This window comes from Streptomyces sp. NPDC020898, assembly GCF_044333925.1.
GTDB lineage: Bacteria > Actinomycetota > Actinomycetes > Streptomycetales > Streptomycetaceae > Streptomyces.
In genome coordinates this window covers 1,437,321-1,449,612 of the sequence record NZ_JBIRRV010000001.1, presented here as the reverse complement: position 1 = coordinate 1,449,612, position 12,292 = coordinate 1,437,321, and the positions used below count along the sequence as shown (strand labels likewise).

The 12,292-nt window shown below is 70.6% G+C and carries 10 protein-coding genes; 4 read left to right on the top strand and 6 right to left on the bottom strand.

Features of this window, described 5'->3' with window-relative positions; genetic code table 11:
* Positions 1-45: 45 nt before the first annotated feature.
* A complete protein-coding gene (locus ACH4TV_RS06325; protein WP_398394729.1) occupies positions 46-435 on the top strand; it encodes a hypothetical protein in 390 nt (129 codons plus the stop codon).
* A gap of 164 nt (positions 436-599) precedes the next feature.
* Positions 600-2,069 carry an aminopeptidase gene (locus tag ACH4TV_RS06320; protein WP_398394727.1) on the top strand — a complete coding sequence of 490 codons (1,470 nt, stop codon included), beginning with the start codon at positions 600-602 and terminating at the stop codon, positions 2,067-2,069.
* An 80-nt stretch (positions 2,070-2,149) separates the two neighbouring features.
* Here the strand turns inward: ACH4TV_RS06320 and ACH4TV_RS06315 are convergent, their stop codons facing one another.
* The 6 genes from ACH4TV_RS06315 to ACH4TV_RS06290 all read right to left on the bottom strand — a co-directional run bounded on the left by ACH4TV_RS06315 (position 2,150) and on the right by ACH4TV_RS06290 (position 9,279).
* Entirely contained in the window at positions 2,150-2,752 is a 603-nt protein-coding gene (locus ACH4TV_RS06315) for a GTP-binding protein (protein WP_398394725.1), read from the bottom strand.
* The gene (locus tag ACH4TV_RS06310) at positions 2,733-3,122 is read right to left on the bottom strand and encodes a DUF742 domain-containing protein (RefSeq protein ID WP_398394723.1); all 390 of its coding nucleotides are present in this window, start codon (positions 3,120-3,122) and stop codon (positions 2,733-2,735) included. The genes ACH4TV_RS06315 and ACH4TV_RS06310 overlap by 20 nt, the downstream gene beginning before the upstream one ends.
* Positions 3,119-3,547: a roadblock/LC7 domain-containing protein gene (locus ACH4TV_RS06305; RefSeq protein WP_398394721.1), complete on the bottom strand. Its 429-nt coding sequence runs from the start codon at positions 3,545-3,547 to the stop codon at positions 3,119-3,121. Before ACH4TV_RS06305 ends, ACH4TV_RS06310 begins: the two co-directional genes overlap by 4 nt.
* Positions 3,544-6,474: a nitrate- and nitrite sensing domain-containing protein gene (locus tag ACH4TV_RS06300; RefSeq protein ID WP_398394719.1), complete on the bottom strand. Its 2,931-nt coding sequence runs from the start codon at positions 6,472-6,474 to the stop codon at positions 3,544-3,546. Before ACH4TV_RS06300 ends, ACH4TV_RS06305 begins: the two co-directional genes overlap by 4 nt.
* Before the next feature lie 160 nt (positions 6,475-6,634).
* Positions 6,635-7,339 (bottom strand): hypothetical protein, encoded by a 705-nt coding sequence (locus ACH4TV_RS06295; RefSeq protein ID WP_398394717.1) that lies wholly within the window; start codon positions 7,337-7,339, stop codon positions 6,635-6,637.
* A 137-nt stretch (positions 7,340-7,476) separates the two neighbouring features.
* Positions 7,477-9,279: a glycoside hydrolase family 3 protein gene (locus ACH4TV_RS06290; RefSeq protein ID WP_398394715.1), complete on the bottom strand. Its 1,803-nt coding sequence runs from the start codon at positions 9,277-9,279 to the stop codon at positions 7,477-7,479.
* Positions 9,280-9,835: 556 nt separating this feature from the next.
* Here ACH4TV_RS06290 and ACH4TV_RS06285 point away from each other — a divergent pair.
* Together ACH4TV_RS06285 and aroA are read left to right on the top strand one after the other, a co-directional pair.
* Entirely contained in the window at positions 9,836-10,774 is a 939-nt protein-coding gene (locus ACH4TV_RS06285; RefSeq protein ID WP_398394713.1) for a peptidoglycan-binding protein, read from the top strand.
* A 148-nt stretch (positions 10,775-10,922) separates the two neighbouring features.
* On the top strand, positions 10,923-12,191 hold the full coding sequence (gene aroA / locus ACH4TV_RS06280; protein ID WP_398394711.1) for a 3-phosphoshikimate 1-carboxyvinyltransferase: 1,269 nt from the start codon (positions 10,923-10,925) through the stop codon (positions 12,189-12,191).
* The last annotated feature ends 101 nt before the right edge of the window (positions 12,192-12,292 follow it).

Below are 12,292 nucleotides of genomic sequence, written 5' to 3'. Positions count from 1 at the left end.
GGCGTCCGTACATCAGTACGGACAGGGGCGCAGGGAGGGGCGACGATGGCCAGGGGTGCGATACGGCGGCGGGCCGCGCTCGCGCTGGCTGTGCTGAGCGCGTCCGGTGCGCTCGTCCTCGCGAGTCCGGGCGGGGTCGAGGCGGCCTCTCCGTGCTCGGCGGGGCACAAGGCGCGGGTCGTGTCCTTCTCCACCGGTGCGGTGCACGTCTACAAGCGGGGCCGCTATGTGTGCGCGATCACCGTCGCCAAGCAGCCGGGCGCACCGCAGAAGATGTCGGTCAGCATCCGCGCCCGCGGCGGGCGCCCCAACGGCGAGGCCGGCGAGTACCGAAAGCAGACGGGCCCCAGGACCGTGCACGCGGGACGGCGCTGCGTGTGGGTCGAGGGGTCGGTGGGCCGGGGCCGGGTGAGCTCGGGATGGATCCTCTGCTGAGCCGAGCTCGCTGCTGATCTGTTCCCGGGACCGTTTGGGGACCGTTTGACTGCCGGAGACCCTACCGACCGGATCTTCGCAGAGGGTTTTCCCTATCTCCCCTGGTGCGTCGGGCAGTTGCTCCGATAGCTTCCGGCGCACAGATGTTTCATAGGGGAGGGTGCATGCGCAAGGCGCTCAGATGGCTGCTCGCGCTCACCGTGCTCATAGGCACGGTCGGTACGGCGGGTGCGGCGACCGCCGCTCAGCCGGAAGCCATATCCGGCACCAAGAGCACCACCAGTACCACCAGTTCTGTCAGTTCGGACATCAAGGACCAGCTCCTCGCGATCCCGGGCATGAGCCTGATCCAGGAGAAGCCGTACACCGGCTACCGGTACTTCGTCCTCGACTACACCCAGCCGATCGACCACCGGCGCCCGTCCAAGGGCACGTTCCAGCAGCGCATCACCGTCCTGCACAAGGACGTGTCGCGCCCGACGGTCTTCTTCACCAGCGGGTACTTCGTCAGCACGAACCCCGGTCGCAGCGAGCCGACCCGGATCGTCGACGGCAACCAGGTCTCCCTGGAGTACCGCTTCTTCACCCCGTCCCGGCCCGAGCCGGCCGACTGGTCCAAGCTGGACATCTGGCAGGCGGCCAGCGACCAGCACCGCGTGTTCCGGGCGCTCAAGCCGATCTACGCCAAGAAGTGGCTCTCGACCGGCGGTTCGAAGGGCGGCATGACCGCCACGTACTACGAGCGCTTCTACCCGCGCGACATGGACGGCGTCGTCGCGTACGTCGCCCCCAACGACGTGGTGAACAAGGAGGACTCGGCGTACGACCGGTTCTTCGCCACCGTCGGTACCAAGGAGTGCCGCGACCGGCTGAACGCCGTACAGCGCGAGGCACTTGTCCGCCGGGAGCCGCTGGAGAAGCGGTACGCGGAGTACGCCGCCGCCGAGGGCTTCACCTTCGACACCATCGGGAGCCTGGACAAGGCGTACGAGGCCACCGTGCTCGACTACGTCTGGGGCTTCTGGCAGTACAGCTTGCTCGCCGACTGCGAGTCCATCCCGGCGGACGCGAAGAACGCGACCGACGACGACATCTGGACCTCGATCGACACGATCGCCGGGTTCTCCTTCTACACCGACCAGGGCCTGGAGCCGTACACGCCGTACTTCTACCAGGCGGGCACCCAACTCGGCGCGCCCACCATCGTCTTCCCGCACATCGAGAAGCAGTACGTCCGCTACGGCTACCTGCCGCCGCGGCACTTCGTCCCCCGGGACATCCCGATGAGGTTCCAGCCGGGGGCGATGCGTGACGTCGACACCTGGGTCAAGCACCGCGCGAACCAGATGCTGTTCGTGTACGGGCAGAACGACCCGTGGGGCGCCGAGCCGTTCCGCCTCGGAAAGGGCGCGAAGGACTCGTACGTCTTCACCGCACCCGGCCTGAACCACGGCGCCAACGTCGCGGGGCTCGTCCCCGAGCAGAAGGCGCTCGCCACGGCCCGCATCCTCGACTGGGCCGGCGTCGCCAGCGCCACGGTCCAGGAGAACCCGTCGGCGGCGAAGCCGCTGGCGACGTACGACGCGAAGCTCGACAAGCGGAACATCGAGCGGGAGCCGACGCTGCGGCCGTAACGACCGCAGGAAGTATGGGTAGTTGACCGCGGCGCGGTCCGGTGGCAGACGTCAGACGTCACCGGACCGCGCCGTCGGTGTCAGCCGCGGGTCGTTGCCGCCGTCCGTCCGGCCATCAGCCGGTTGACCAGGGCCAGCAGTACGTCCCGGCTCGCCGACCGCTCCCGGAGGTCGCCCATGACGACCGGTACGTCCGGATCGAGGTCGAGCGCGTCCCGTACCTCGTCCACCGTGCGGTCCCGGAGCCCGTGGAAGCAGTTGACGCCGACCACGAACGGGACGCCACGGCTCTCGAAGAAGTCGATCGACGCGAAACTGCTCTCCAGCCGCCGGGTGTCCGCGAGGACGACCGCGCCGAGCGCCCCGTGCACCAGGTCGTTCCACATGAACCAGAAGCGTTCCTGGCCGGGCGTCCCGAACAGGTACAGGACGAGCTGGGTGCTCACCGTGATCCGGCCGAAGTCCAGAGCCACGGTCGTGGTGGTCTTCCGCTCCACCCCGTCGACGTCGTCCACGCCGAGGCCCTCGACGGTGAGTTGCTCCTCGGTGTGCAGGGGCGGGATCTCGCTCACGGCCGCGACCATCGTGGTCTTGCCCACGCCGAAGCCGCCCGCGATGAGTATTTTCACCGCGGCGGGCGCGGCGGGTGTCCCGGCCGGGTCGTCAGAGTCTGAGTAGGGCATCCTTCACCGCCTGAAGAAGAGTCATGTCGGGTTCCTGGCCCACCGCGACCGCGAGCGGCGGCCGGGCCGTCACCCTTTCCAGCGTGATGAGGTCGTCGACGAGGATCTTCGTCACCGCCACGGGCAGGTTCAGACCGGCGGCGACCTCGGCGAGGGCCACCGGTGTACGGCACTGCTGGAGGATCTGCCGGTGCTCGGGCTGAAGTCCCCGGTCGCCCGGCCGTCCGTCGGGCACGACGGTGGCGATCACGGTGATGAGGGTGAGATCGTCACGCACCGAGGCCGTACGCCCATGGGTGATCGTGTACGGCCTGACGAAGCTCTCCTCCGCGTCATCGTCGTCCGGCGACGCGTCCGCCCAATGGCTCACTCACGCCCCCCGCCCTCCAGGTGCTGGACCCGCGCCTCGGTACCCAGCCGCTGCCCGACCTGCTGTACGAGGGTGTCCATCGCCACGGCCATGATCTCGGCGTCGACCTCCTGGTCGGCGACGACCGCCAGATGGGTGCCCCGGCCGGCCGAGCTGACGAACAGCCAGATCTCGTCGAGCTCGATGATGACCTGGTGGACCGCCCCGCCGCCGAAGACCTCGCCGACGCCGCGCGCCAGGCTCTGCTGGCCGGTGGCGATGGCCGCCAGACGCTCCGCGTCGACCCGGGCGATGCTGCTGGACTGGCTCACCACCAGCCCGTCGTCGGACAGCACGATGGCGTTCCGGGTGCCCGGCACCTGGTCGACCAGACGGTCGAGCAGCCAGTCGAGGTCGGAGTTGGTGGCAGTGGTTCGCAGAGTCATCGTCCGTCTTCCTTCCGGGCCCGGTCGGGGCCCGGTGAGGGGTGGGTGGGCTGGTGGTCGGGTTGATGGCCGGCGTCGGGCCTGAGCCGGGCGGCCTTGGACTGACGCTGGAAGGCCCCGACGGTGGCACCGGAACGGGCACCTTTCCGCCGTGGCAACGGCTGTGCGGCGCCGGGCCCGGTGCGCGGGGCCTCCCCGGAGGCATACGAGGGGGGAGGCTCCCGGAGCTCGCTGGCGAGACTCGCCTGCCGGACCCGCCGGGGCAACGGCTCCGGACTCGACACGGGGACCTGCGGCTCGGCGTGTGCCGACGGCCCCTTCGGCCGAGCCGACGGCACGACCCAGGGCCCGACAAGCGGCCGCGCATACCCCTCCGGCTCACCACCGGCCCGCAACGGGGGCGACCCGGGACGGACGCGGTCGTCCACCACCCCGGCCTGGCCGGTCCCGCCCCGGATCGCGAGCCGATCCGGAGCCCCACCCGAAGGACGCGAACGCACCGGAAGCGGCACGGTCCCTCCGGGGGTCTGTGGGCCCGGGACCGACTGCCCCGAGGTCTGCGGCCCCGGGGCCAACCGCCCCGGGTGGTGCTGCCCGTCGACCGGCTGGCCCGGGATCTGCGGCCCCGGGGCCAACCGCCCCGGGTTCTGTTGCCCGTCGACCGGCTGGCCCGGGATCTGCGGCCCCGGGGCCAACCGCTGCTGGTTCTGCTGCCCGTCGATCGACTGCCCGGGGGGCTGCTGCCCGTCGACCGACTGCCCCTGGAGCTGCTGCTCCGAGGCCAACCGCCCCGGGGTCTGGTGGCCCGTGGCCGACCGACCTGGTACCTGGTGCCCGTCGATCGACTGCCCCGTGGCCGACCGACCTGGTACCTGGTGCCCGTCGATCGACTGCCCCGTGGCCGACCGCCCCGGTACCTGCTGCCCCGCGACCGGCTGCCCCGACCCCGACCGCCCCTCGCCCTCCTGCCCCGCGACCAATCCACTCGGCCCCGTCTGCCCCCCGGAGATCAGCTCCCCAGGTATCAGCACAACGACCCGCGTGCCCCCGAACGACGAGGCTCGCAGCTCGACCTGGAGGCCCAGGTTGGCGGCGAGGCGGGCCACGACGTACAGGCCGAGACGGGCGTCGTCGGCGCGGGACATGACGTCCATGCGGGGCGGGTTGGCCATCAGTTCGTTGGCCTCGGCGTACTGCTCGGGGTCCATGCCCATGCCGCGGTCCTCGATCTCGACCGCGACCCCGCGCCCCACCTGGGAGGCCGTCACCTCGACCGGGGTCGGCGGCCGGGAGAAGGACACCGCGTTCTCCATCAGCTCCGCCAGGAGATGGACCATGGGTCCGACCGCGCGCTCGGACAGCCACGTCTCGCCGTCCGTGTCGATCCGGATGCGCCGGTAGTCCTGCACCTCGCCCTGGGCGGAGCGCAGGATGTCCACCAGGAGCACCGGCCTGCGCCAGCGCCGCTGCGGCGTTCCGCTGCCGAGGATGACCAGGTTCTCCTCGTAGCGGCGCAGCCGGGCCGCCAGGTGGTCCAGGTCGAAGAGCCCCTCCAGGACCTCGGGGTCCTCGTGCCGCCGCTGCATCTCGCCGAGACGTTTCAGCTGCATGCCGATCAGCAACTGGGTGCGCCGGGCGATGCGTTGCAGCAGCCGCTCGAAGCCGCGGTACAGCTCGACCTCCCGCACCGCGGTCTCCAGGGACGAGGCGCGGGCCTGGTTGAGGGCCTGGCCCAGCTGGCCGAGTTCGTCGTCGCCGTGGAGGATCTCGGGCAGTTCCGCGTCGGTGTCGACCTTCTCGCCCCGGCGCAGCCGCTCGACCATGTCGGGCAGCCGCTCCTGGAGTTCGAGGGCCTCGCCGCGCAGGGCGAAGATCCGGCGGCGCAGGATTCCGGTGAGGCGCAGCGAGATCACCAGCATCAGCAGCACGGCCGCCAGGCTCACGGCACTGTTGACCATCATGTCGGTCATCAGCCCGCCGAGCTGGTCCTCGGTGGAGCTGACCAGGTCGTCGGAGTAGGCGTTGCTGGCCTGCATCAGCTGGGGCGTCATACCGTCGAGGCTCTGCCGCCACTCCTTGCCGGACGCGGCGGAGACAGCGGTCCGGCCGCTGTCGTCGGCGTTCTCGGTGTTCAGGAGGTCCTGCTCGACCGCCGTCTTCCGCTTCCAGTCGGCGCCGGACAGCACTGCCTGGTAGGCCTTGGCCCGCGCTTCGGGCAGCTGCGGGACGACCTTGTCGTCGTAGATGTGTTCCTGACTGCCGATCACCTCGGCGAGCTGGAAGCGCTGCCCGGCGGAGAGACGGCCGCTCGCCACTCCCGCGGCGATGATCGCGTCCTCGCGCGAGAGCATCTCCAGGCCCCACTGCGCGTCGAGCGCCGGCCGGGCGAGGACGGTCGTGTCGCCGAAGCCGACGTTGCTGAAGTCCTCGAACAGCGCCATGTCGGCGGCGATGACGTCGGTGTAGGCGTCGAACGTCTGCTGCTGGCCGGCAGTCTGCCGGTCCACGGCGGTTCGCTGGTCGGGCAACTCGCCCAGACCCTGGGCGAGTTGCTGGAAGGCGTCGTCGAGAGCGGCCGGCGTGGAACCGGCGAGCGCGTCGAGGCCCTGCACAGCCTTGTCGGTGAGCCCGCGCTGACGCGTCAGTTCGGACCGGTCGGCCTTGGGGTCCGCGAGCGCCGCCGCGGTCAGCCGCCGCTCTGCCTGGAGGTTGAAGAAGACGGTGACGAGCGGGGTGCCGAACCGTTTCCCCTGCTCGTTGCGGTCATGGACGGTCCGCCAGTCGCCGTAGAGCTGGCCCGAGTTCATCGCTCCCAGGGCCACCAGCACGAGACAGGGCACCAGGGCCAGGACGAGCAGGATCGTCCGCAGCGACAACTGGCGCTTCGGAGCCTTCTGTTGTTGTGCCGTTCGTGCGTGCAGTGCCACAGAGGTCCCCGGCCGGGTGGGTGATGGCGGACCAGGGGAGCCTACCGATTCAAGAAATGATCTCAACAGTTGTTTGTACGAACTGGTCTACTTGTTACTTTGCCGGTCGATTCGGAATGGATCATTCCGACTGTCTACCGAAACCGTCTGCCGAAAACGCTTACCGAAACCGCTTCCGAAAAGAAATTCCCTTCGCACACCCCACCGGCCGTTCCCCGCCCAGCTCGACGTAAAGGGCGGTGGAGGGCGGGCAGTTGACGCGTTTGGTGACCGCCTCCGTCACCTTGTACTGCGGTTTCTTCTCGCCCTTCCCGTCGCACGCCGTCTCGCGCACCTCACCCCGCCCGGTGCTGTACACGCAGTCGCCGACAATCGTGCGTGGGCCTCCGCCGCCGCCCGGGTCGCCGGGATGCGGGGCCTGGAGATTGCGCATACAGGAGTAGCCCTGCGGGACGGCTCCGTCGCCGTCCTCGTCGGCGGCAGGGCGCTGTTCGCTGATGTGCAGCACGAAGTCGGTGGTCGCCGGACATGGCGGACCGTCGGTCACCTTGCCGTCGAACCGGGCCACGACCCGGGCCGCCGCCCGCTCGCTGGTACAGGGCACCTCGGTGAAACTGGTCGTGCCGAAGGAGCTGCACTCGTCGATGGACAGAAAGACGGTGCCGTAACCCGTGGGCCGGGGCGGCGCGGGCCGCTGGTCGACCGAGGTGCCGTCGGCGGCCCCGGAGGCTCCGCCCGACGCGTCGTCCGCCGAGCCCTCCGACGACAACTGGCACCCGGCCCCCGTCAGCACCGTGAACACCATCAGCAGCGCGCACACGAACACCCGCACGCACACCGCCCCCACCGAACGCCTCTTACGCATCGCATCCCCCCGATTACCCCCGCCCAGCGTGACCCGCGGCGCCCGGGCCACGCCGGATATCGAGTGGATTTGCGCCTATTGGGGGTGGTGCGCCAGGTGTGTGACGTACGACGCGTACGCCTCCCTGCCCTCTGCACCTAATACGACAGACCGTGACCGATCGGGTAGAGCACCACCTTCGGATCGTCCGCGCGCAGCACCGGCACGGGCAGCTTCCCGCGCGGCCGGACCCGTCCCGCGATCACCCGTGCGGCTGCCCGGAGTTCGACGTCGGTCCAGGAGTAGGAGGCCAAGTAGGCCTGTACGTCCGGCAGTTGGGCCACGTCGTAGGGGTTGCGGACGGCGACGCAGACCACGGGCCGCCCGGTAGCGAGGAGTTGGGCGACCAGAGTCCGCTGACTGCTCCCGCCGCTGACGTTGTACGTCCCGACGACCACCGCGTCCACCGCCCCGGCGGCGGCGACGGCCTGGGTGATGACGGCGGCGGAGGGGGCCGTGCCGGTCGACAGGACGGTGGTGGTGAAGCCCAGTTGGGCGAGGGTGTCCGCCAGCACGGTGGTCGGCGGCCCGGTCGTACCGGACGGCGAGGCCGGGTCGGCCCCGACGACGAGCACCCTCTTGTGCGTCACCCGGGAAAGGGGCAGCAGCTTCCGCTCGTTGACGAGGAGGGTGGTGGTCCGCTCGGCGATCCGGTCGGCGGCCAGGAGATGGCCCCGGACACCGACGGCCCGGTCGACGCCGGAGTGGGTGACATACGGGCGGTCGAGCAGCCCGAGCCGGTGCTTGAGCCGCAGGACGCGCAGCAGCGACGCGTCGAGCCGTGCCTCGGTCAACTCCCCCTGCCGCACAGCGCCGAGTACGGCGTTCCAGGCGACGTCGATCGACGGCGGGTTGAGGAGCTGGTCGACCCCGGCCTTCAGCGCGAGCACCGGGACGCGGTCGTCGCCGTACTTCTCCCGTACGCCCTGCATGCCCAGCGAGTCGGTGACCACGACCCCGTCGTAGCCGAGTTCCTCGCGCAGGATGCCGGTGAGGATCGGGTGGGAGAGGGTGGCGGGGTCGCCGGAGCCGTCGAGGGCCGGGACCATGATGTGCGCGGTCATGATCGAGTCGATGCCGGCGCGGATCGCGGCGCGGAACGGCGGCGCGTCGATGGTGTTCCACTGCTCGCGGGTGTGCTCGATGACGGGGAAGCCGTAGTGGCTGTCGACGGCGGTGTCCCCGTGTCCCGGGAAGTGCTTGGCGGTGGCGGCGACGGAGGCCCGCTGGTACCCCGTGACCTGCGCGGCGACCATCCCCGCCACGGCGTCCGGATCGGCCCCGAACGACCGTACGCCGATCACCGGATTGGCGGGGTTCACGTTCACGTCGGCGACGGGCGCGTAGTCCTGCCGGATGCCCAGGGCGTGCAGCTCGGCGCCGCCGATCCGGCCGGCCGTGAGCGCGTCGGTGCGTGAGCCGCCCGCGCCGAGGGCCATGGCGCCGGGGAGGAGGGTGGCGGGCCTGCCGACGCGGGCGACGATGCCGTGCTCCTGGTCGGTGGAGATGAGCACGGGCAGCCCACGGGGCAGGGCGAGGGAGGCCTGCTGGATCCCGTTGCTGAGATCGGCGATCTGATGCGGGTCGCGGGTGTTGTGCGCCCAGGAGAAGTAGATGATCCCGCCGACCCGGTACTTGGCGACCAGCTCGGCCGCCGTCCGGACGCCGATCTCCTTGAGGTTGGCGTCGATGTCGGCCTGGTCGGGTGCGGTGGCGGAGTGCCCGTACACGCGCATGACGAACAGCTGCCCGACCTTCTCCTCCAAGGACATACGGGAGACGATCCTGCGGAGCCGCGCGTCACTGTCGTACGGATGCGCTTCGCCCCCGAGGGCGAGCGCGGCACCGGTGCCGGCGGTCGCGGCGAGAAGAGTACGTCTGGTGGTGCCGGAGTCGCGCACGAGGCGCTCCTTCCTGATGAAGGAAACTTCCGAGAAGTCACGAATAACCGGGAAGTTTCTTCCAGTCAAGAGTGCGCACAGTAACGCGCGATGGCCGATTGCCCCCAGAAGAGACCCGGGAAGGACCCGGGAAGGACCCGGGAAGGACCCGGAAAGAGGGGCCGTCACCGGCGCATCGGAGGGGGGCGCGCCGGTGACGGCACGCTGCCGGCCGCAGGCGGCTGGAGAGGGTTGGTCAGCGATCGCAGCCAGCAGCGAAGCCGACACCGCACCACGGAGACTCATCCGGCAGTCGTGTCCGTTGGACGGGGATGGCTGGGGGTGGGTTCCCAGGTTTTGGCTGATTTCAGGAAGTTGGTACGAGGTGGGGTGCTGGGGGCGATGAGGCGTCGGTCGGAGAGGCCCGGAGAGGCAGGGACCGGCATCCGCACCGACACCGCACGACACGCGGGGAATTCCCGTCAACCACCCTCAACCCAGAGCCTGTTGGGCGATGATCTCAGCAATTCCCCGCGTACCGAGGGGAAGCCGGGAAACAGGAGAGGGAGACAGCGGGATGGCCACGAAGACAGGACCCCAGCGATACCCGGGCGCCAGCCGGGCGAACTGGTACCAGGACGACTACCCGGGCGACCCGATGCAGGTCAACGTCGTTGTCCTGCACACCACCGAGGGGCGCAGCCTGCCCACGTACAGCGGCGGCTCCATGGCGCCGAACCTGACGGCGGTGCCGGACCTCGGTGCCAAGAAGCTGAAGTGGTACCAGCACTTCGACATAGAGACCTCGTCCCGGGCCCTCGCCAACAAGAGGGGCGGCGTCGAGACGAACACGCTCAACGTCACCCAGGTGGAACTGGTCGGCACCTGCGACCCCAAGACGCACAAGAAGTGGACGGCGGCGGGCCAGGCGCACATCTACTGGCCTGACGCCCCCGACTGGGCGCTCAGGTCGGTCGCGCGGTTCCTGGCCTGGATGCACGAGGAGCACGGCGTCGCACTGGCCGGCCCGAAGGCATGGCCGGCCTACCCGACCTCGTACGCCGACGGCGGCGACCAGCGCATGTCCTTCGCCGAGTGGAAGGCGTTCAAGGGCGTCTGCGGGCACATGCACGTACCGGAGAACGACCACGGCGACCCGGGCGCGATCGACTTCTCCACGCTCATGAAGTACGCCAAGGCCGAGCTGGACGTCGACGACGGCGACGACACCCCGCCGCAGACCGCGCCCAAGCCGACCACGCCCAAGCCGAGGGTGCCCGCGTATCCGGGCCGCAAGTACTTCCGGGACGGCGTCGCCGCCAACGCCCATGTCCTCCAGCTCGGCAAGCAGTTGGTGAAGCGCGGCTTCGGCGACCACTACCGGGTGGGCCCGAGCCGCACCTGGGGCGAGGCCGACCGGCTCAACGTCCGCGACTTCCAGAAGTCCCGCAAGGAACTCCGCGGCGACGCGGACGGCTACCCGGGCCCACTGACCTGGCGTCTGCTGTTCTCGTGACACGGCACGTTCCCCGGTGACGGGGAGGACGGGGCGCTCCCGCGCACCGGCGCGCAGGGCGGCGCGGGAGCCCCGTGGCACCCACCGTTCACGGTCCATTTCGCGGACGTTCCGGCGCGTGAGGCGGCGGCGGGGCCAGCATGGGGACATGGCCGTCGTAGAGATTCCCGGTTCCAAGTCCATCACCGCGCGCGCCCTCTTCCTCGCCGCAGCGGCCGACGGGGTCACCACCCTCGTACGCCCCCTGCGCTCGGACGACACCGAGGGCTTCGCCGAGGGTCTGGTCGGCCTCGGCTACCGGGTCGGACGGACGCCCGGCGCCTGGCAGATCGACGGCCGCCCGCAGGGCCCCGCGGCCACGGAGGCCGACGTCTACTGCCGTGACGGCGCCACGACCGCCCGTTTCCTGCCGACCCTCGCCGCCGCCGGCCACGGCACCTACCGCTTCGACGCCTCCCCCCAGATGCGCCGCCGCCCGCTGGCCCCCCTCACCCGCGCCCTGCGCGACCTGGGCGTGGACCTGCGGCACGAGGAGGCGGAGGGACACCACCCGCTGACCATCGCGGCGGCCGGGGTGGAGGGCGGGGACGTCACCCTCGACGCCGGCCAGTCCTCCCAGTACCTCACCGCACTGCTCCTCCTCGGCCCCCTGACCCGCAAGGGCCTGCGCATCCACGTCACGGACCTCGTCTCGGCCCCCTACGTGGAGATCACCCTCGCGATGATGCGGGCGTTCGGCGTGGAGGTACGCAAGGAGGGCACCGAGAGCAACGTATTCACCGTCCCGCCCGGCGGCTACCGGGCCACCACCTACGCCGTCGAGCCCGACGCGTCCACCGCCAGCTACTTCTTCGCGGCGGCGGCCCTCACCGGCGGCGAGGTGACGGTCCCCGGCCTCGGCACCGGCGCCCTCCAGGGCGACCTGGGCTTCGTCGACGTACTGCGCCGGATGGGCGCGCGGGTGGAAACCGCCGCCGACCGCACCACCGTCACGGGCACCGGCGAACTGCGCGGCCTGACGGTCAACATGCGGGACATCTCCGACACCATGCCGACCCTGGCGGCGCTCGCCCCCTTCGCCTCAGGCCCCGTGCGCATCGAGGACGTGGCCAACACGCGCGTGAAGGAGTGCGACCGCCTGGAGGCCTGCGCGGAGAACCTCCGGCGGCTGGGGGTCCGGGTGGAGACGGGGCCCGACTGGATCGAGATCCACCCCGGTACGGATCTTCCGCAGGGCACGGACATCAAGTCGTACGGCGACCACCGCATCGTCATGTCCTTCGCGGTGGCGGGCCTGCGCACGCCCGGGATCACCTTCGACGACCCGGGGTGCGTACGGAAGACGTTCCCCGGGTTCCACGAGGCGTTCGGGGCACACTTCAGCCCGTCTGGGGGTCCCCCCTCTGGGGGAGTTTGAGGACGAGCGCTTTCGGCGCGAAAGGGGGTCTGGGGGCTGCGCTGCGCCCCCAGAAACGGGATGGGACGGGTAGGGGCGGCGGGGGCGAGAAAATCCCGCCC

Bases quoted from the DNA above. Each gene is read 5' to 3' on its own strand.
- ACH4TV_RS06320 (WP_398394727.1), top strand. From the start codon at position 600: ATGCGCAAGGCGCTCAGATGGCTGCTCGCGCTCACCGTGCTCATAGGC.
- ACH4TV_RS06305 (WP_398394721.1), bottom strand. From the start codon at position 3,547: ATGACTCTGCGAACCACTGCCACCAACTCCGACCTCGACTGGCTGCTC.
- ACH4TV_RS06315 (WP_398394725.1), bottom strand. From the start codon at position 2,752: ATGCCCTACTCAGACTCTGACGACCCGGCCGGGACACCCGCCGCGCCC.
- aroA (WP_398394711.1), top strand. From the start codon at position 10,923: ATGGCCGTCGTAGAGATTCCCGGTTCCAAGTCCATCACCGCGCGCGCC.
- ACH4TV_RS06295 (WP_398394717.1), bottom strand. From the start codon at position 7,339: ATGCGTAAGAGGCGTTCGGTGGGGGCGGTGTGCGTGCGGGTGTTCGTG.
- ACH4TV_RS06285 (WP_398394713.1), top strand. From the start codon at position 9,836: ATGGCCACGAAGACAGGACCCCAGCGATACCCGGGCGCCAGCCGGGCG.
- ACH4TV_RS06325 (WP_398394729.1), top strand. From the start codon at position 46: ATGGCCAGGGGTGCGATACGGCGGCGGGCCGCGCTCGCGCTGGCTGTG.